Annotated in this window: 21 protein-coding genes; 4 read left to right on the top strand and 17 right to left on the bottom strand. The window is 35.7% G+C overall.

Features of this window, described 5'->3' with window-relative positions:
* Positions 1-13: 13 nt before the first annotated feature.
* The 7 genes from pyrC to NLW78_RS03795 all read right to left on the bottom strand — a co-directional run bounded on the left by pyrC (position 14) and on the right by NLW78_RS03795 (position 6,371).
* Entirely contained in the window at positions 14-1,312 is a 1,299-nt protein-coding gene (gene pyrC, locus NLW78_RS03825; RefSeq protein WP_254495664.1) for a dihydroorotase, read from the bottom strand.
* Entirely contained in the window at positions 1,278-2,210 is a 933-nt protein-coding gene (locus NLW78_RS03820) for an aspartate carbamoyltransferase catalytic subunit (RefSeq protein ID WP_254495663.1), read from the bottom strand. The genes pyrC and NLW78_RS03820 overlap by 35 nt, the downstream gene beginning before the upstream one ends.
* A gap of 394 nt (positions 2,211-2,604) precedes the next feature.
* Positions 2,605-3,468, bottom strand: a complete 864-nt coding sequence (locus NLW78_RS03815; RefSeq protein WP_254495662.1) for a serpin family protein — start codon at positions 3,466-3,468, stop codon at positions 2,605-2,607.
* A 158-nt stretch (positions 3,469-3,626) separates the two neighbouring features.
* On the bottom strand, positions 3,627-4,001 hold the full coding sequence (locus NLW78_RS03810) for a hypothetical protein (RefSeq protein WP_254495661.1): 375 nt from the start codon (positions 3,999-4,001) through the stop codon (positions 3,627-3,629).
* Between the two features lie 117 nt (positions 4,002-4,118).
* On the bottom strand, positions 4,119-4,706 hold the full coding sequence (locus NLW78_RS03805) for a hypothetical protein (RefSeq protein WP_254495660.1): 588 nt from the start codon (positions 4,704-4,706) through the stop codon (positions 4,119-4,121).
* A 199-nt stretch (positions 4,707-4,905) separates the two neighbouring features.
* Positions 4,906-5,628, bottom strand: a complete 723-nt coding sequence (locus NLW78_RS03800) for a hypothetical protein (RefSeq protein WP_254495659.1) — start codon at positions 5,626-5,628, stop codon at positions 4,906-4,908.
* 272 nt (positions 5,629-5,900) lie between these two features.
* Complete coding sequence (locus NLW78_RS03795; RefSeq protein WP_254495658.1) at positions 5,901-6,371, bottom strand: hypothetical protein; 471 nt, start codon at positions 6,369-6,371, stop codon at positions 5,901-5,903.
* A 164-nt stretch (positions 6,372-6,535) separates the two neighbouring features.
* On the opposite strand from NLW78_RS03795, the gene NLW78_RS03790 reads away from it, so the two are divergent.
* Positions 6,536-6,823: a hypothetical protein gene (locus NLW78_RS03790; protein ID WP_254495657.1), complete on the top strand. Its 288-nt coding sequence runs from the start codon at positions 6,536-6,538 to the stop codon at positions 6,821-6,823.
* 951 nt (positions 6,824-7,774) lie between these two features.
* On the opposite strand, the gene NLW78_RS03785 is transcribed toward NLW78_RS03790, so the two are convergent.
* The 6 genes from NLW78_RS03785 to queC all read right to left on the bottom strand — a co-directional run bounded on the left by NLW78_RS03785 (position 7,775) and on the right by queC (position 12,114).
* Positions 7,775-7,972 (bottom strand): hypothetical protein, encoded by a 198-nt coding sequence (locus NLW78_RS03785; RefSeq protein WP_254495656.1) that lies wholly within the window; start codon positions 7,970-7,972, stop codon positions 7,775-7,777.
* Between the two features lie 131 nt (positions 7,973-8,103).
* Positions 8,104-8,748 carry a hypothetical protein gene (locus tag NLW78_RS03780; RefSeq protein ID WP_254495655.1) on the bottom strand — a complete coding sequence of 215 codons (645 nt, stop codon included), beginning with the start codon at positions 8,746-8,748 and terminating at the stop codon, positions 8,104-8,106.
* 206 nt (positions 8,749-8,954) lie between these two features.
* Positions 8,955-9,884 (bottom strand): PD-(D/E)XK nuclease family protein, encoded by a 930-nt coding sequence (locus tag NLW78_RS03775; RefSeq protein WP_254495654.1) that lies wholly within the window; start codon positions 9,882-9,884, stop codon positions 8,955-8,957.
* Positions 9,885-10,275: 391 nt separating this feature from the next.
* Complete coding sequence (gene queE / locus NLW78_RS03770; RefSeq protein ID WP_254495653.1) at positions 10,276-11,013, bottom strand: 7-carboxy-7-deazaguanine synthase QueE; 738 nt, start codon at positions 11,011-11,013, stop codon at positions 10,276-10,278.
* Positions 11,000-11,449, bottom strand: a complete 450-nt coding sequence (queD, locus tag NLW78_RS03765; RefSeq protein ID WP_254495652.1) for a 6-carboxytetrahydropterin synthase QueD — start codon at positions 11,447-11,449, stop codon at positions 11,000-11,002. The genes queE and queD overlap by 14 nt, the downstream gene beginning before the upstream one ends.
* The gene (gene queC / locus NLW78_RS03760; protein ID WP_254495651.1) at positions 11,446-12,114 is read right to left on the bottom strand and encodes a 7-cyano-7-deazaguanine synthase QueC; all 669 of its coding nucleotides are present in this window, start codon (positions 12,112-12,114) and stop codon (positions 11,446-11,448) included. The genes queD and queC overlap by 4 nt, the downstream gene beginning before the upstream one ends.
* Before the next feature lie 429 nt (positions 12,115-12,543).
* On the opposite strand from queC, the gene rpoN reads away from it, so the two are divergent.
* The gene (gene rpoN / locus NLW78_RS03755) at positions 12,544-13,878 is read left to right on the top strand and encodes an RNA polymerase factor sigma-54 (protein WP_254495650.1); all 1,335 of its coding nucleotides are present in this window, start codon (positions 12,544-12,546) and stop codon (positions 13,876-13,878) included.
* A gap of 218 nt (positions 13,879-14,096) precedes the next feature.
* Here rpoN and NLW78_RS03750 read toward each other — a convergent pair whose 3' ends face one another.
* Positions 14,097-14,351, bottom strand: coding sequence for a biotin/lipoyl-containing protein (locus NLW78_RS03750; RefSeq protein ID WP_254495649.1), 255 nt, complete (start codon positions 14,349-14,351; stop codon positions 14,097-14,099).
* Positions 14,352-14,644: 293 nt separating this feature from the next.
* On the opposite strand from NLW78_RS03750, the gene NLW78_RS03745 reads away from it, so the two are divergent.
* Both NLW78_RS03745 and NLW78_RS03740 read left to right on the top strand, forming a co-directional pair.
* Positions 14,645-15,397: a glucose 1-dehydrogenase gene (locus tag NLW78_RS03745; RefSeq protein WP_254495648.1), complete on the top strand. Its 753-nt coding sequence runs from the start codon at positions 14,645-14,647 to the stop codon at positions 15,395-15,397.
* Between the two features lie 242 nt (positions 15,398-15,639).
* Positions 15,640-16,032 carry a (deoxy)nucleoside triphosphate pyrophosphohydrolase gene (locus NLW78_RS03740; RefSeq protein ID WP_254495647.1) on the top strand — a complete coding sequence of 131 codons (393 nt, stop codon included), beginning with the start codon at positions 15,640-15,642 and terminating at the stop codon, positions 16,030-16,032.
* Positions 16,033-16,049: 17 nt separating this feature from the next.
* Here the strand turns inward: NLW78_RS03740 and NLW78_RS03735 are convergent, their stop codons facing one another.
* The 3 genes from NLW78_RS03735 to NLW78_RS03725 form a co-directional block, all read right to left on the bottom strand.
* Complete coding sequence (locus tag NLW78_RS03735; protein ID WP_254495646.1) at positions 16,050-18,860, bottom strand: DEAD/DEAH box helicase; 2,811 nt, start codon at positions 18,858-18,860, stop codon at positions 16,050-16,052.
* A gap of 153 nt (positions 18,861-19,013) precedes the next feature.
* Positions 19,014-19,970 (bottom strand): alpha/beta hydrolase, encoded by a 957-nt coding sequence (locus NLW78_RS03730; protein WP_254495645.1) that lies wholly within the window; start codon positions 19,968-19,970, stop codon positions 19,014-19,016.
* 248 nt (positions 19,971-20,218) lie between these two features.
* The gene (locus NLW78_RS03725; protein WP_254495644.1) at positions 20,219-20,734 is read right to left on the bottom strand and encodes a toxin-antitoxin system YwqK family antitoxin; all 516 of its coding nucleotides are present in this window, start codon (positions 20,732-20,734) and stop codon (positions 20,219-20,221) included.
* Positions 20,735-20,738 lie beyond the last annotated feature (4 nt).

The following is a 20,738-nucleotide window of genomic DNA, read 5'->3' as shown; positions in this document are numbered from 1 at the left end:
CCGCCCCTTTTATTTATAGTGTTGTAATGGAGTTATGTTTCGTTTCTTCTGTCCAAACGGTATTCCCTGCTATCATTGTGCGAATTGGCCATCCTTGACATGCCCAACCCGTAAATGGTGTATTTTTCCCTTTTGAAGCAAACGTAGTTGGATCAATTTCTTTTTCATCCTTAATATTAATAACGGTAATGTCAGCATCTTTCCCAATTTCTATTGTCCCAAATGGTAGATTGAAAGATTCTGCCGGTTTATGTGTTAAAAACTCTACGAGTTGTTCAAGAGTTAACACATTGTTTTTTACCAGGTTCGTATATAACAGAGGAAATGCTGTTTCCAGTCCTACAATGCCAAATGGGGCTCTTTCAATCCCTAATGCTTTTTCCTCTGCAGTATGTGGTGCATGGTCAGTTGCAATAAAATCGATTGTCCCATCTAATAATCCTTCGATAAGCGCTTGTTGATCCTCTTTCCCTCGTAATGGTGGATTCATTTTAAAGTTTGCATCAAGTCCGGGAATATCTTCTTCACAAAGTAATAAGTGGTGAGGTGTAACTTCCGCTGTAACGTTGATACCAGCCTGTTTTGCGTCACGTACCACACGAACGGACTCTTTTGTACTAATGTGGCATACATGATAATGTACACCTGCAGCTTCTGCTAACAATACATCCCGGGCAATATGTACCGATTCACAAACTGACGGAATACCATTAATGTTTTGTTTTTCGGAAAATACCCCTTCATGGAGAGACCCATTATTAATTAACGTATTTTCCTCACAATGGGCCACGATAGACATGTTTCTTTCAGCTGCTCTTTTCATTGCTTCCAACATAGTTCCGGCATTTTGTACCCCGACACCGTCGTCGGTAAAAGCGAAAGCCCCTAAATCCTTCAGTGCGTCAAAATCTGTGATCGTCTCCCCTAGCTGGCGTTCTGTAATGGCGGCGTATGGTAGCACCCGTACATGGGCGAATTCCGCAATTTTCTGCTGAAGTGCTGCTAGATGTTCAGTTGTATCTGGAACAGGCCTCGTATTTGGCATTGCAGCAATGGTCGTAAACCCACCTTTTGCTGCTGCTTTCGTTCCTGTTTCAATGGTTTCTTTTGTCTCGCCCCCCGGCTCCCGTAAATGAACATGTAAGTCGACGAGACCAGGTATGATGAAATTTCCTTCTACATCGATGACTTCATCCGCGGCGATATCAATGGATGTTGCAATGTTTGTTACTTTCCCTTTTTCTATGTAAACGTCAGCTTCGACAAATCTTCCTTGTTTAAACAATTTCCCGTTTTTCAGTAGTGTTGACATATTGACGTCCCCCTTTTATTGATTCAGAAGTAAGTGCTTGCTTTAACACAGCCATGCGGACATACACCCCATTTTTCATCTGGGGAAAAATACGTGATTTTTCACTCTCGACTATTGAAGATGCAATTTCAACATCTCGATTTACTGGAGCTGGGTGCATAATAATACTTCCTCGTTTCATCATGCGCTCCCTTTCAACCGTTAGTCCGTAATGTTGATGATACATTTTCTTCGTCACATTCATCGTTGCTTCATGACGCTCATGTTGAATCCGGAGCATCATCATGACGTCCGCTATTTGGACTGCATGATCCATAGGAGCATAATCCCCTAAAGACGGGTCTGCCCATTCTTCTGGTCCAGAGAAAATCACCTTCGCACCGAGACGACTTAACGCTTCAGCGTTAGAACGTGCAACTCGACTATGTTTCACATCACCAACGATAACAATATTTAGTCCTTCAAAGTGTCCATATTCTTGTTGAATTGTATATAAGTCTAGTAATGACTGTGTAGGATGGTTTCCACAGCCATCACCTCCGTTTAAAATCGGAATCGAAACACGTCCATTTAGCTCATCAAAGTACCGATCTTCCGGGTGACGAATGACCACTGCCTGAACCCCTATTTCTTCCAATGTCCTAACAGTGTCATATAAACTCTCACCCTTTTGGACACTGGAAGCTTCTGCTGAAAAAGGTAACACATGTAATCCTAATCGCTTCTCTGCTACTTCAAAGCTCATCTTCGTTCTTGTACTCGGTTCAAAAAAGAGGTTCGCGACAAAGGTTTGTTCAGTTGGTTTCCATACCTTCCCTTTTTGAAACGCTTTTGCTTCCGCTAACAAATCGAAAATTTCTTGGTTGGATAGAGCCGACATCTCTAACAGATTGTTCATCGTCATCTCTCCTTATCTGGAATCGAATTCAACAAAAAACCTCTTTGCCTTGAGACAAAGAGGTATACGACGCCAAAGTATATACGTATGTTGTGATACGTAAACTTTTTTCGTAGTTACCCCTTTCTCAGCCTCACAGGACTGCATTTAAAAGGGACATGCTTTATTATATTATGTAATTGGGTGAGCCCATAAAAAAACTCCCTCCACCTGCATGGTGAGGGAGTTGGATATACGTACAGAAAAATGACAAACAGTTACACTGATTGCACGTTTCGTTCATCCTTCTCAGCCTCACAGGACTGTATTTAAAGGGGCTCATTATTCAGTTCATTATAAAATATAATGACGTAGTTTTATTAGGATGTCAACAGGAAATTCCATTTTTATGACGTTATCGCAAAAACTCGTTCTTGACAATTTCTGCTGCGTACCGCTCTGGCAGGTCCCCAATAACACCAGAATCGTCAAAGGAATGAGCGACAATACATTTTACGTTTTGTCCATTAAAATCGATGTTCCACACACTGTATTTACAGGCATACTGTGTATATTCATCTTCAAATAGTAAAAACATTTTTTCTTCCATACGATAACTATTTTCCAAATTCATATTGGAGAGTAAATGATCAAACACTTCTCCTTTAAATACAATAACTTTACGTTCAACAGCGAAAAGAATGTCTAACAATTTACGGAAGTAGTTGCGTAACAAAACATTAGGAAAATATTTGTAGGATAGTCTTATAGAGGAATATGGAATGAGGTAAAGCTTACAACTATGGGTAAAGGTTTTTTGTAGATTTTTAAAATATTTGTAGGTTTTTAACGATGTGCCTCGTTTTTCAAAATTGAAGTGACGTTCCATTTGATCAAATGGCAGCAAAAAAGCTAACTGTTTGATATCAGAGGCATCAACATATTCTTTTTCACGATAAAACAGTTCGCCAAAGCGAAGGAGCCTTTCATAAAACTGATCAAAATTATACGTTAATAACAAACCGTTAAGCATCGATAAATATTCTTTTTCATTATGAGGTAATACAGGATTAAAGTGCACCGTGACATATTTTGAAAATAGGTCACCAAAGAACGGCAATGCTGGAACATCAGCCCGTAGCTTATGATAGGCATTAGAACTCGTAATATGGTCATTCATTTGAAGGACATTTTGCATGGAACGTGTTTGCTTGAACTCTTGAAAGTCACTTTGAAACCGGTCCAAAAACTCCGTTACTTTTTCACTGTTAATAGTCACTAACATCCTCCTTTGAAAAAGGCTTAATTTACTATTAACTATTACCGTTAATGGAATTTTAGAACAGTTTTCACCTATAAAATGTAATATGTTCTTAACGTTAACCATTTCCCGTTTCTTTTTTCGCCTATATCATAGCACATTTCTACATTACCTTCTTATGGTGTACCCTTCGAAAAGGAAAATAGAATCGTAAACACCCCAATGAAGACGATTAAAATATGTGGAGTTGCGTAACCCCAATGAACAATAAAAGAACTCGAAGGAGTCCCATCAGAAATAATACCACCGTTATGTCGGAGCCATAAAATAATTGCAGGCACTTGAATAATTGTAGAAAGTAGTAAAAATAAACGTATTGCTGACTTATTCTTTTGATTCGATGACCAAACGATAAAACCACCCAACAAGATGGCCACAATGCCCCACATTTGGACTTCTGTTTCCATCTGTCCATATATACCGAAAAGGTAGATTAATCCTGTCATAATTGTTAGTACACCAACTATTCGTTCTAATAAGTACCATTTCATAAATTCCCACTCCTCTTTTTTCACATTCACATAAAACGATTAGTTCGTTATCTTTCAATATATTCCTGCTTTTTCGTTTCATATTATGTAAAATGAGAGCAAAATTTTAATTCCTCATTATTGTATAGCTTCCAATTCCTTTCCTAAGTTCCGAAATTGTAAGAGCGCCGTTATCATTTTATCTTCATTCATTTCATACTTGACTTTAAATGGTACACCGTGTGTCTTTTGCCAACGATTGACAGATTCATATAAATATTCCGTAGCTCTATTGAATCTCTCAGAGAACATTTCCAATTCACCTTTACTCATTTTTGATAGCTTTTCCTTAAACTGCTGATGCAAAACGGAAAACTCTCTTTCCAATTCACTTTGATAGTCAACATACTGAAAGTGTGGTGAATATGTATTATTTGGTATATACAATGTTTTTATGAGACTCGAATCCTTAGGGTCCGAAAGTGCCCAATATAATTTTGCGTCCTTCTTTTCAATTGGAAATTCACTTTCCTCTTTCTCTACTAATCTTAAAACAAACTGATTAAAGTTACGAATCTCTTTTATTTGTTCACTAAATTCATTCATCATAATGACATTGACTAATGTACGTTGGTTTGTTGTAGCCTCAAGTAACTTATAGATAAGAAAAGCATTTAAAATTAGAAATAGAATTCCGATAATAATTACGATTCGAACCTTATTCATAATCGTCCCCCTATGCACAATCTAATATAAAACAGGCTCTCATTTTGGCTACTCCCAAAGAAACTATAACTAGTATTTCTTACTCCAACCCCTCCGTTTATCCTATATTTGGAAAAAGGATCATAATGTTAGTATAGCACTATAAATAGCCTTTCTTCACCCGTCAATAGTCCTAAATAAAAAAAGCAGCCATAATTAGCTACTTGTTATCGTTTATTATGTTATTGAGTCCCTCTATAAATTCTGTTTCAGGCTTCATTGTTTTGATCCCTTTACTGGATTCAATGTATATGATTTCATCTTCTTCATAATGGATTGTTACAAAGGTATTATCAATATCTATAGATACAGCATTCTCCCGTTTCTTAGGTACCTTAGAAGAATCTGAGGCATGATTGATATAACTTACTAGAAACTCAATTATTTCTTCGTCTGTAACTTCAACACAATGGTTACGATCTTTACCTACACAAATATCATCAGGGACTTTTTCAAACCACGTTGTATATTGTACTGCTGTCATATGGTTAAATCTAACTTCTGTCTCTTCTGTGGACTCAATATAAGATGCCGAAACGGATATTTCACCGTCAAACCCTTCCTTTTCCCACCGAGTGTAAAATCCAGCCCAATCATTACTAGCATCATCATCATCAAGTGCTGTTTGATGATAAGTGGCTTTCCATCCTAAGGATGGTAATTCAGATGTATAGAAATGATATATGTCACGCCACTGATTTCCCTTAATGACATAATCAGATTGAGTCGGCTTTAATCCATCATAGAGGGGTATATCTTCATGTTCCTCCGGAATAATCGACATTCCTTCATATGTATCATCTGTTGCTTTATCGTACGTCATCCACCCTGCAACTATCAGTATTATGACAATTCCAAAAGCTAAAAACTGTTTATTTGGCATCTTTTCTTTTCCCCCTAAGCGATTTTTATATACCCCCTTATTACTTAAGATTATAACGAAACCAACCATTTTGAAAATAGGGACAACATCGCACTATGAGTTATAATGACCATGTTTTCGGATTAAAAAGAACTAAGCCTATGATAAATGTAGAATATCCACAGGAAATGTGCAGTATGACGTTATGAAAATTCAACAGTGAAAAACACCTTATATGTACATAATCACCATAAGTACCAGACATTTTCCCATTGTTGTTCAGACACCCCATCCTATTTCCTTACTTCTAATGCAAAAGCATAAAAGGCATCTCCTTGATAAATATCTGATTCTTTGTCATCTTTCCACCAAACACCGTAGTAATAGTAATATACTCCTTTCTCCTTTGGAGCTGTAAAAGAGTTATTAGCAACGTCAACTTTGCTTTCGTTTTGGCCTTTTATAACGGTTGCATGAACTTCTGTTGGTTTCGGCTCAAAATCCATCGTAAACGTAATCGTTTCTTCAGGTTGGACTTTAATAGGTTCCTCGTTATGAAAGGCTAACAATTCTTTAGGACCTGCTGTATCAACACAAAGTCCTTTACCATTATAAGACCAGCAATATGTTCCAAGGATAGTCTCATATGACTTCCCACCAATTGTTATATAAGCATCTGGTGGTTGTTCTCCTTTAAGTCCTTCATCCGAACACCCTAAGATAAATAACATCATTAACAGTATAAATAAAACTAACCTTTTCATATCCATCCTCCTTTTTCATATTCTTTATTGATTAGACGACACGACAAATTCATTTGTTTCAAAAATGGTTGCACAAAGGATCTCGGAAATAGTACTTGCATCTTTTTGTATTTTCTTTTATATTTACATAAACTGCCAACATTTTCTTTACTGGAGGTTTTCATATGAGAAAGGGAATGTTAATTTCGATTTTGGTATTTATTTGTTTTGTCGTACTGTATCACGTTCTATCTATTAATAGTTTCATAATTGATGATGGTGTATTAACCGTTAGCCGGGTTTTCCTTGGCTTTATTCAATGGGTATATGTTCTCCCACTTCTTTTTGTTTTGAAAAGGAGAAATGTGCATCGACGTTTCATTAACGGCTTTCTTTTATCAGCATTTTTTATATCATTAGCCAATGTCGGACTTTTCGTTTGGATGATTATTGATCCAAGTCAATTTATTTAAACATAGCAAGGGAAAAATGACAGTATAGCTACCTCCGAACCCTTCAACATCTACATATAATAAATGACCTCGGATGATACCGGGGTCATTTTATAAAAATATAACTCTTCTTCTTTTTATAATGTTTATAATACAGGATCCACCAAATGGGCAAATACAAGTAGGAGAAAATTGCGTAAAGTGACCACAAGGATCCTTGCTTGAGTTGTTGAACGAAGAATTGAAATTCATTTAATTCTTCCCCTCTAGCTATACTGTTTAAAAACATAAGAAAAGGAACGGTTAACACAAAAACAACTGTCAAAAGAGAGATAAAGATCATTTCTTTTCGGATAATTTTTATTATGGCTGCCCCTATCGTTATACATAAAAACGTATAATAGACAATCCACACCCATACAGGTAAGGTTACCACTTTTAAACACCTCCCCATCAAGTCGTTTCTACCCTTTCCCTACATTTTATGTTTCATCTGCCCTAATTCTTCCGCAAATTGTTCATGATAACTGACATCAGTCGTAAAGCTTTCTTTTTACGGTTTAACATTATTTACATACAATACCTTATAGTGTTCGATTCGAATAGTGACGTTTATGGTGGTCATTCGTTTTCTCAGCCTGATGTATTAACCGGTATCGGAAACGATTAGAGGTTTATATGCATGAATGGTTAGACTGTTATAGTGGATAGGATACGGAAAAAAGGTTGAGTAGGTTCAGTAAGGGGAGAGAATACCCGTAAGCAACGCTAATTAGCATATATTTAGATAGCGAGTAACGATACAAATAAAACACTCAGGTTTAAATCTGAGTGTTTTTACTATGTATATTCACTTTCTTATTCAACCAACATTCCGTTGATTCAACAAGGTTATAACTCATTATTTTATTCAAAGGGACTAAATGCCTAGCATAAGCAGTAATTCAACATGCACGCACAAAAGGGTATTTGTCAATCATCTAAATCATTATCTAAAAACGATTTTTTCTTTTCCTTCTCTTTTTTATCTTCTATAATCCCATGTCTATCTTCAATCAACCGCCCTATGACAGAACTATTAATTCCTCGCCTAACTGCCGTTTCGATAATGACATAAAGTATAAATAGCCCAACTACAAAAAATAGAATTGCTAAAAAAATTTCCTCCATTTATAACAACTCCTACATAATCGTAAACATTACCTTCTATCTTACCTAAAGGTAATCTCTTCTGAATGTAATCATTTCGACGAATAATGAACTTATAAAAAATAAACCCTTAGTTAAAGTGAAAAATTATTTTATTCATACGTATACCAAATGTCTATTTCTTTCACATAACCATCTTCCAGAGAAAAACTTATGCCTGTTTTCTCACCATAGTATATTCCATTTAAATTTTCACTAAAGTTTTCACCATATGCCTGCACGACTTGACTTTTTGATGACCCCACTGTAATCCCACGTTCTGTTACAAAATTAGAGTCCTTTATCGTTAACCACTTAACTAATTGTTTATTTGGCTGTTTTTGAATAGTGATTGAAAAGTTATCGTATATGAATTCAACCACAGTAAATCCACCGTGTGCATCCTCAAACTTATTTGCATTTATTGGTTCCCCTAATAAATTCAAAATTACTTCGTCAGAAATGTCTTCAGGATAGAGTAAATCAGGTTTAATAAACAGCCCTTCTTTACCAACGATAACTTGACTCTGGTCCTGTGACTCTTGGTGATCTACCAATCCCTTCAACTGCTTATTTTCGCTTTCCAACTCACTTATCATAGCTTGTTTTCTATCTAATTCAGTTTCAAGTTGCTCAATCGTTTCGGTTAGTTGTTCTTGGGTAGCTACATTAGATGATTCAACTCTTTCACCAGTATTTGTACATCCTACAAGGATAATAGAAACTATTATCGTTATTATAACTAATATGTTTTGCATACCTTAGCCCCTTTTTGTCTAACGCCCTTGTTAGGGTAATATGACCGTAAAAATTCAATGTATTATCAATATAAATTTAACGATTTTGCTTCATTTCTGAACAAGAAAATTGGAGTCGCTTTTATTGGCAACACCTTGTAAAATTCTGCCCCGTTTGTATATCGCGAAGACTGAATCGGTTCTTGTTCCTCCAACCTTTTTCATGACTATGTTAAGCAAATTTCTTTAAAGTTACATCGTTGACATCGTTGGGCTTGTTCCGTCATTGGGAACTCTTCAATTGATAATGGCTCGTTTGCAAGAATATCAGCTTGGTAACCTTTCATGAGCTGAACACTAGATGTCAACCGGTGTAACATCGTTTGGATATCCCTTTCATCTAATACATATGTCCGGTGGTGACCTGTTAATAAATATTCGTTCCGAATTTCGATCTGTTCTAAGGGGACATTAAATTCTTGCATTAAATAATAAGCATAGATGGCCAACTGTTCATAATCACTGTCTGACTCTTTTCCAGTCTTCCAATCGACAATAACCCATTTTCCCTGTTCTGTGTCACGGTATAATAAATCCATGACTGCAAAGATTTTTACGTCATTTACATACGTATAACGGAAATCCTCTGCCTGATGAAATTTCATCGTCTCTTGTCGTGTCGTAATATCCTGAAATGATTTACTATGGAATAGATTTGAAAAAACGATGTCCAACCGTTCACGATAGTCTTTAATGACATCAGGGTCAAGTTCACCATTATAATACATTTCAAAAAGCATATTATATCGGTTTGGCTTGTCAAACCATAGGCTCTTTCGGTCACGAGAGTCCAAATAAGCTGAATTTAGCCTTCTCCGTGCTTTTTCTATAAGGGCTTCTTTCGATGGAACGTGATTACGTTGTAATAAATCTTTCATTGCAGACTCAACTAGTTCGTGAAAGATTTGTCCGAATAACATCGGAATGTTTGTAATCTTTTTCAACCGGTACGCTTTTTTCGAACTTTCCGGCGAATCAAAACGCCATCCATTATGAGATTCATAATAATGCAGTCCATACTTACGAGCACAATCCATTAATGTCTTATGTCTAGATAAGGACCAAGAAAATTCGGGGTATTTTTTCACTTCGTACATAAATGCCTCCGTAAAATGTTATTCTCCATCGAAATGGCGTGTAATATGTTTCGTTTCTCTAGTTAAATTTTAAAGGATAGCATTAATAAATGACAACACTTTTCAAGTTTCATATATTCTTAACCATAATTTTTAAAAAAGGTAATTATGGTTAATTTACTTGAATAACCTTACAGTTCAGTTATCTTTACGCTGAAGGTCATTCTTTCGAAGGTGTAATGATTCGTATAAAGTAATCAGTTCCATTTCATTTTCGTAACTATGGCAGCCACATTTTATATGATGGTGGAAACGAATCTACACTTCGCGAAACACCCCCTTTCCATTATGCTTATCATGAACGCAAGTAAAAGCCCAAATCCACATGTGGATTTGGGCGAACTGTTTTTTCTTAAACGCCTCGCTTATTTCCCCACACAAGTGTATGTAGTTGGGGGAGTACACGAACATCATTTAACTGTGAAGAATCTACGACTTTATCAATTAATGTTTCATAACTTGTAATCAATGTATGACGAAGCTCGGTATCATCTACTGTCGTAAGATCCTGATTTCCTACTTGAAGGTAAAATGGTACGTCCCTGTAACGAGAATGGACTTTTTTCGCATACTCAAGGTCTTCATCATCAAAAATGACGACTTTTAAACTTACATTCGTTTCCACGAGACCTCGTGTACGTAGATTTTCGATAATCATATCAAGTTTATCAAAATCCGTCTTCATTCCGGAACTTGGCGGTTTTGGAGAGATGGTTAGGTCATCAACATCGTAAAACCAATCTTGCCAAATACTTCCTTGTGTTTCCAATGCCACTTCTATTTCATACTCTTTAAGTAAGGAGATGAAGTTTCCCATTTGAGGATATAATGCTGGATTTCCACCTGAAATTGTTACATGGTCAAATCGGTTGTCCCCTAAAACCTTCAACTCATCAAAGATTGCCTCAGGGAGCATTTGTCGAATATCGTTCTTTGCGGAACCGTCCCACGTAAAAGCGGAATCACACCAAGAACAACGGTAGTCGCATCCCGCTGTACGGACAAACATCGTTTTTCGACCAACTACCATTCCTTCTCCTTGGATTGTAGGTCCGAAAATTTCTAACACTGGAATCTTACTCTTCTTCATCAAAATCCCCCGCTTTCGGGCGGTATACAACATAACTCGTTGGGGTTTCCCTAACAATGACTTGAACACATTTCGGTTTATTTTCTAAATCATTCAAGTATTGTTGAATATTCGTCCATATGGTACGGGCAACCACTTCAGTCGTTGGGAATAGATTCGGATCTTCGTCGTTAAAATCACCTGTTTCATCATTTAACAGACGATGATCATAACGTCCATGGACTAAATCTTTTAGTAATTTAAAATCAACTAAAAATCCGCTTTTATCTAATTGATCTCCGACAATCGTAACATTGACAAAATAGGTATGACCGTGCACATTTTGACATTTCCCTGCAGCCTCGCTCGGGACAAAATGAGCAGCTGAAAAATTCATGTCTTTGTTAAGCTCATAACGATAATCATGTTGAGTTTGAGGATAGAATTGTTGAATCATCGTTGAACCTTCTCCTTTTTTGTCTCCATATACTGTTCATATCCTTTACGACGTAATTCACAAGCAGGGCATGTGCCACAACCATCGCCAATAACACCGTTATAGCATGTTAACGTTTTTTCTTTTACGAAATCTAACGCGTTCAATGTATCTGCTAATTCCCATGTTTCTGCCTTGTTTAACCACATTAACGGTGTGTGAATAACAAACTTCTCATCCATTGAGAGATTTAATGTTACATTTAGTGATTTGACAAAATCATCCCGGCAATCAGGATAACCACTAAAGTCTGTTTCACAAACACCCGTAATAATGTGGGAAGCTCCAATTTGATGTGCCAAAATACCAGCAAAAGATAAAAAGACCAAATTACGACCCGGGACAAAAGTAGACGGCAATGAACCATTCTCACCTGCTGTCACTTCAATATCATTTCGTGTCAGGGCATTCGGAGCCAATTGATTCAATAAAGACATATCTAATATATGATGCTCAACACCTAGTTCAGTTGTAATTTCCTTAGCACATTCAATTTCGGCTACGTGACGTTGGTTATAATCAAACGTTACCGCTTCTACTTCATCAAAGTTTTTCAAAGCCCAAAACAGACAAGTTGTACTATCCTGGCCCCCGCTAAATACAACAAGCGCTTTTTTGTTTTTCATGAAGAACTCTCCTTTTAACGAAGAAAAAAAGCATCCCTAAGAAGAGATACTTTTCACTCCTTAGTTTTTTTATAGAGGGGTGACTAGAACCTCTTTATGAATTTTTTCGTTTTAAGTCCAAACATATTTTAACATATGAACCTAGCCGTTGGGTATGAAAAATAACTATTACCAAATTCCACCCTAACCAACTCATTAATTGATGTATATTCTAGCAAATTTCGTGCCATCCGTTTTGCATAAACGCTATCATTCTATTAAGATGAAATTATGAATTCAATCCTAATATGAACGTGAGACATATTTCCAGGGTAGTCCGGCATACTTTTTAACAATATAAATGAGAACAAATGGCATTTGGAGATATACGCAGACCATATGACAAGTTGAGTCGCTTTTTCAACATCTTTTGAAGGGAGGTCTCAGAACATGAAGTTAAGTTTAACGAAGGAACAAAAAATGGGGCTCAACATGACGCCTGAAATGAAGCAAGGATTATCTATTTTGCAATATTCATCTATAGAATTAGCAAGCTTTATTCAAAACGAGTCTCTTGAGAATCCATTTATTGAAATTGAGGAAACAACCTACCCCGATTACTTTTCCGATGTTAGACGACGTCCTACTGCAAGGACAAACGATTCCAGTACGACCTCACCACTGGAGTTTATAAGTGATGAACGGAATACCCTCTATAATGATTTACTAGAACAACTCACTTTTCTCCGCTTGACTAATAAAGAAAAATTTATTGTTCACTATATTATTACAACTTTAAATGAAAGCGGTTACTACGAAGAGGAGGTTCGAGAAACAGCTCAACACCTTGGGGTAACTGAATTTGAAGTGAAGAGCGCTCTTCATCTTGTGCAAGGGTTAGAACCAGTTGGCGTAGGAGCAACAAGCCTTCAACAATGCTTATTATTACAGTTGGAACATTATTACCCACAGAATGAAATAGCAAAAAAAGTTGTTGCCGATCATCTAGAAGATTTATCTCTATCAAAGTGGGGAGCTATTGCTACGAAACTGGATATTGATGAAACCGAAATACGAAATATATTGACCATTATTCAATCATTAAACCCGAAACCTGGTTCGCAATTTAACAGTACTTCGAAAACGAATTATATTATTCCCGATTTATATATTCGAGTTGAAAATGGGAATGTTACGGTTGAAATAAATGATCGCTCGTTACCGAAAATAAGTTTATCCTCAGACTATGAAACAATGTTACATAATGTAACGGACAACAAAGCGAACCAATTTCTAAAAGATAAATATAAAAAGTTTTTATGGTTACGTAAAAATATTGAACAAAGAAGTGCAATTTTATTAAACGTAACGAAAGCGATTGTACATCATCAATTGGACTTCTTTTTAAAGGGGAATGCCAGTTTACGCCCGTTAACATTAAAGGATATTGCTGAGCAATGCGATGTACACATTTCGACCATTAGTCGAGCAACGAAACATAAATATGTCCAAACACCTTTCGGGGTGTATCCATTAAAACACTTCTTCCCTTCCGCTATTTCCTTGAACAATGGGAACATAACATCTTCCCATAACATTAAGCAGATGATGAAAGAGCTCATTAAAAGTGAGGATCCCGCAAAACCACTTTCAGACCAACAACTAGCAAACCATATAAATAGCAAGAATATTATTATATCCCGCCGAACGGTTGCGAAATATCGTGAACAATTAAACATTCCTTCTTCTACAAATCGGAAGTATAAAGAAAAACGAAAGAAATAGAAGCAATCTCCTTTTCAGTGGATTGTTTCTATTTCTCTATCTTGTATTTCGCCCCTACTTTCAATATATATGATATCCCAATGAATGTAGATAAAAGCCAAAAAGAAGGATTGGGAGTTCTTTAATAATGGAAAGTTTTGGGATGTTTACAACAATCGGCCATAAAAAAATGCCACCCAGAAATTGAGTGGCATTTTAACATGCTTTTATAGATAACATTAATCACTACCGGTTATTTCAAGATCGTCTTGGATAACGGTAATTTTTGTGCTTGGTGTAACTTCTTGACCTCTTTCCACTTCAACTGAAGTTACAATACCACTAATACCAATAGAGACTTCCTCTTTCCGTCCATCCTCCGTTTCTATGAAGCATAACGTTTCCCACTCATAGACGTAAGAATTAGGTTTAACAATAACCTCTTTTACGGATCCGTGACAAGGACTATAAACAGGTTCTAATACTTGATTCACAAAAATCGTTCCTTTCGATTCTTTTATATATGACCTAGTTTTTTCTAGACTACTAATCTAACGAAAAATTATACAATAATTACAATACCATACTCCGGCAGGGATTTCTCAAACAATTGAAGGTGGATGCGTTTTCATCAAAAAGTAATAATTTTTAAAAATATTAAAGTTTTCTATGAAAACTAGATAGATTACACATAATTCCAATGCTTGTACATATAATTTTTTTAAAAAGGTACAGCTACGTTTTTACTATATTAAAAACCTTATAAAATAATAGGGAGATGACTAAAATGGGTCGTTTGGAAAACAAAGTTTCACTCATTACTGGTGGTGCATCAGGAATAGGGAAAGAAATGGCTAAGTTATTTGCACAAGAAGGATCGAAAGTGGCGGTAACGGATATTAATGTGCAAGCAGGAGAAGAAGTTGTGGCAGAGATAAAGGAAAGTGGCGGTGAAGCTATTTTCATTAAACAAGATGTAACTGTTGAAGATGAATGGAAATCTACCATCCAAGAAGTTCAAGATACATACGGCTCCTTACATGTGTTGGCGAACAATGCTGGTATTGGTGTATTAACAAATATTGAGGAAGAAACTTTAGAGCATTGGAGAAAAGTGCAACAGATTAATGTAGAGTCTGTTTTCTTAGGTACGAAACATGCCGTATTAGCTATGAAAAATAATAAAGAAAAGAGTTCAATCATTAACTTTTCGTCCATTTTAGGATTAGTTGGTGAAGGCGCGGCACCTACCTACAATGCTAGTAAAGGTGCTGTAAAGCTGCTAACTAAGTCAGTGGCATTACACTGCGCAAGTCAAGGATATAACATTCGTGTAAACAGTATTCACCCAGGATATATTGATACACCAATGGTCGCAGGAGCTATTGAAGATCCAGCACCTATTGCAGCCTTACATCCAGTCGGTCGTCTAGGTGAGGCGAAAGAAATAGCATATGGTGCTTTATTTCTGGCATCAGATGAATCCACTTTCGCAACTGGTTCTGAACTTGTCATTGACGGAGGATATACTGCACAATAATTTCTCATATCCAATATTTAAAACTCCCTCACCAAATATGTTGAGGGAGTTTATCATTTATTCTACTTCTCTCTCCGACATTTGATTTCGCTAATACTTATAGCGATCATAGCTAAATAGTAGGCCGGTTTATTGATTAAAAAAATAACCCAATGTTGATTACTCAATCAATTTCCTTATAATTTACTTTAAATTAATGTTATTCTATTTTATATCAGTAAAATTAAAGGTAGGTAGAATATATGAAAAAGAAAGTAAACGTTGTAGCCGCTATTATTGAAAATGATCGAGATGAAATATTGTGTGCCCTCCGTTCTCCTAAAATGTCCATCCCTAACCTGTGGGAGTTTCCAGGAGGTAAAGTTGAACAAAATGAAGATATTTATACTGCTTTAAGACGGGAAATTAAAGAGGAACTTCATTGCGAAATTGATACTTGTGATTTACATAACGAACACACCCACGAATACGATACTTTTATTATTCATTTAATAGCTATTAAAGCACGTATTGTCAATGGTGATCCAGTGCCTACCGAACATTCTAAACTTATTTGGCTAAAAAGAGAGAACCTTTCCTCTTTAAAATGGGCACCGGCTGATATTCCTGCTGTTGAATTATTGATGAACGAATAGACTTCTCTATGAGAAGTCTATACTTTTTTTGTTAGTTCTGTATATAGGTTTTCTGGCAATTCATTCTCTAATTTCAGTTTTACCGTAATTGGTTTTTCACCTTCAAACTCAACAGTGTTCCCTTTCCCAATATAAATATAAGGTTCCACTTTTCCATCAATCTCCTTATATTTCCGTACAAAAAGGTGTAAATTAATTCCCCTATCACGATTATAGATAATATTTTTTCCTCTTTCAGATGCTTGAGTAGTACTGTTAGGAGTTTGCCATTGAAAGTATTGGCGGTCGATAAACTCATCTTTGTATTTTAAACTATCTTTAATAGTATCTTCTTTATGTAAATCAATGTAAAGAAAATACTCAGTCTCGTTCGTTAATAAGCCCGATCCTCTAAATGCAGTATGTGTTTTTCTATAATTTGATAGTAAAGCAGCATCAATCATTTGGTACTGTTCATAAAGTTTAAAATGAGGAACACCATAATAATTGTGACCGTATTCTTTAATGTAACGGAATATGCCATAATCTAAGATGTCTTTGATAAACTTTTTATAGTCTTCTTTTTCTAAAACTTTCGTAAAGTTAACCGTCTTTATAGCTCGATCTCCATTAAAATGAAGAAGCTTCTCTTTTGTCTTTTTTTGAACCTTATCATAATAATTTTGGTTTAAGTACTCAAAGGCATGATATACACTATCTTTATCTACTTCGTTTATATATTTCATTATTTCGTACTTAGCTTGTTCTACATTTATTTCATTTTGGTTTAATAAACTCTTCAGGATGACAAATTCATAAATTCTTTTCAAAGGTAGTTTACTTGATAACTCTTTCAATATGCTCTCAAATATATCATCACCTAGCAACACTTTTAAGTCTTGATTCTTTTCTGCTTTAGCCACAAACTGTAAATATGTTTTTTCTTTATCGATAAATTTTGTAGGGTCTGGGGAACCATCAAATTTTAAAAAATCTAGTAAAAATAAAGGAATCTTACCCCTGTTCTGCTTCTTAAATTCAAAGTATTCTTCTTTCAGATACTTCATGGAGTTAAAGTTCTCCCTATCAATTTGTTCTAATATACGTTCCCTTGAGATTTCATCTATCTGTATGTGGGTCGCCCCCGGGATATTAGCGAAGTCTGTTGCAATAGCTACCTTTATACTCTCTTTATCATAGTAACGACTTCCATTTAAAGCTATTGCAATTAAAAAGGCTTTACTATGATTACCTATAAAATCTATAACAGTTAGGAACTCTTTCTTTCCATATTTTCGAAGTCCACGACCTAATTGTTGTATAAAAACTATTGGAGAATTGGTTGGTCTAAGCATTAAAACTGAATTAATGGAAGGGATATCTACGCCCTCATTAAAGATATCAACTGTAAAAATAACCTCCAAATCATTACCATCATCTTCTAATTGGTGTATATATTTAGTCCGTTCTTCAACTGTATGTCCACCGTGTAAACAAATGCTTTTATAACCTCTTTTGTTAAATTGTTCAGCCATAAATTGAGCATGTTCAATGCTAGCACAAAATCCAAGGCACTTACGTTTTTTACCGTCATATCCGTAAAATTCCATCTTTTCAATTATGAAATCTACGCGCTCATGTACTTTTAATCTCTTTGTTACTTCAGCAATATTATCAATATCAACATCACTTAAATCAATACCATCAATGTCGGTGATCCCAAAATAATGAAAAGGTATAACAAGGTCATCCTCCAGCGCCTCATGCAAGCGAACTTCAATAGCTACATTATTATCAAATACATCAAATACATTATCGTTGTCACTTCTTTCAGGTGTAGCAGTCATACCTAACATGAATTGGGGCGCAAAGTAATCCATAACTGTTTGATAACTCAGGCTTGTAGCATGGTGTGCCTCATCAATAATTATATAATCAAAGTGATCACGGCTGTACTCTTTATAATATTTAGATATCGTTTGTACTGTTGCGAATACATAATCTGCATTTTTATCTTTCGAATTACCAGTTAAGAGGCCAAAACTTAACTTACTGTTTGGTAGAAGTGTTTCAAATGTTTCTTTTGCTTTCTTAAGAATTTCCTCTCGATGAACAATAAAAAGGAGTCTTTTAGGCTTAAATTCACTTACATCAAATGCGGACATATATGTTTTTCCTGTTCCTGTGGCAGCTACAACTAAAGCTTTTGTCTCACCATAGCTCCGAAGACGTTCCAGATTTTCTATTGCCCTTCGCTGCATTCGATTTGGTACAATATATTCTCCATGCTCGAAGATCAACCCACTAGTAGGTTTTCTATCTTTAAACCTATCTAAAAATAATTCATATTTCTTAATAAATTCTTCTGTTGCATCATGACTTATGTTCCAAAGGTGTTTATATTCTTTAAGTACTTTTTGAATAAAAGGATTATCCTCTTTTGATATAATTTCGGCATTCCACTCTATATTACTTTTTAAAGCATTTTGCGTTATGTTCGAAGAGCCTATTATTACTTTATATGTATGTTGATATTCAAATAAATAAACTTTTGTATGAAAACCTTTTTCAGTAATATCACTAAACACCTTTAACTCGACATTAGAAAATTCTCGAATCTTTTCTAACGCTTTTACTTCTGTAAAATTAAGATATGTAGAAGTAAGGACTTTTCCAGGTACACCCCTATCTTGTGCTTCTTTAAGAGAATCTAACAAAAGTTGTAATCCACTATAATTAATAAAAGCTACACTAAAATAAAAGCGCTTACATCCCCTTATGGAATTGATTAACTCGTTTAACAAGTTACTGTTATCGGAATTAACAATTAGTTTATGATCTGCTTCCATATACATAACTCTCCTAACTTATATGTTCTAAATATCTTAGAACATAACAGAAATAACCATAAAATCTTATTTATTAGTATAAATAAAAGGCAGTCATTTGGTCAAAGACTGCCTTTTAGTCACATTTCATCATATACATTGTCACATTTTCCATTAGTTTATATACTTCTTCAAAAATCCCGTCAACTTCTCCACATACTTCTCCTTATCAATCGCAAAGGCTTCACCGTGATTTGCACCTTCGAAGAACATAATGTCTGTTTCGCCGTTCGTTTGTTCATATAACTCATTTGCCATTGGAGTTGGGACGAAAGTATCATTGCTTCCATGGAAATATAGAATTGGTACTTCTGCCTTTTTTACCTGTTCTAACGCAGATGCTTCTTTTAATGAATATCCAGCTTTCATGTTCGTTACTAGACTCGTAGTTGGCAGAACAGGAAATTCCGGTAATTTATACATTCGTTTGAGTTGATATGCAAATAAGTCATAAACGCTTGAGTATGGGCTATCAGCAACAATTGCCTTTACATTGGAAGGCAGCTCTTCCCCACTTATCATTGCCATCGTAGCTCCGCCCATTGATAGCCCATGAAGAACAATTTCTACATCCATTCCCTTCTTTTCAATGATGGTATCAATCCATTTTAAGTAGTCTAGCCGATCATGCCAGCCAAAACCGATATAATCTCCTTCACTTTCCCCGTGACCGCGCATATCTGCCAGGAATATATTATAACCAAGCTCCTCATAATAATATTGTCCGTATAAAGCCATATCTCTTCCACGGCCTAAATAACCATGGGCAAAGATGACCGTTTTGTTTGTTGGTTCTATTGATTCCAAAAAGTAGCCTTGTAGTTTTAAGCCATCAAAGGACTCAATTTCCATACCTTCAAAGTTTTGATTGACGACCCACTCACGCCAATCCCCTTTTAAAAACGTATTCATTGCTTCTGCCGATACTTCTAAATCCTTATTTCCTTGAAGAAAGTCTTTCTTTTCACGTTTAATGGCTAAATCATAAAAATACAAGCTACCGATAATATTAATAATTAATAGAATGAAAACGATTCCAACACCAATTTTAACCCAACGTTTTTTGTTCATATCTGCTCACCGTCCTTCTTAGCTGTAATTCTATTATACAAGAAATAGTAGTCCAATTGGCTGCTAGTTTCTTGGCAATTCTTAACTTTCAGATAGATGATCGATGTGTTCCCGTGCGTGGAAAAGCAACGATTTGTAAAGCTTACATTATTAGATTCGCATAAAGCCCATTTCGTGTATAATAAACAAAACAAAAATGCGGACGACGCGAGGAAGAAGAACACTGACGGATTGGATTTGCTAAAACATTATTCGTTTATAACAGTCCTTTCAATTTTGAGAGAACTCTTTTCAGTCAATACTTGAGCATTTAGATAGATCTTTTTTGATCCATCCTCGTTATATTCCACCCCGTGATAAAATTCATAGTTTTTTAAACCTGTGAAAGTACCTTCATATCGTAGTTTACCTGACGGATAGTATAACTTCCCTTCTACATACCGTCTGGCTCCATAGAAGAAATGAATGCTCTTTTGTTGGGTACCTTCAAATTTTACATGGCCATTTTCATAATACTCGGTTCCATGACCGCAAAACTGCATTTTATCAAATTGTCCTTCATAACGTAGAAGACCACTCTTATAATAGATTTTGCCATAACCTTGTGGCTTATCGTCTTTAAACTGGCCTTCATACCAAAGGGTCCCATCCTCCCAATATCCTCGTCCATATCCATTCTTTTGTCCGTTTTGCCACGCTCCTACATATTTCAGTTGATCATTATTGTAATATTCCTTTTCCTTCTGCAAACCATCTTTTTTCACTTCA

This window comes from Salirhabdus salicampi (assembly GCF_024259515.1).
In the GTDB taxonomy this organism is placed as follows: domain Bacteria; phylum Bacillota; class Bacilli; order Bacillales; family Alkalibacillaceae; genus Salirhabdus_A; species Salirhabdus_A salicampi.
This window is presented reverse-complemented; position numbering and strand designations above follow the sequence as displayed.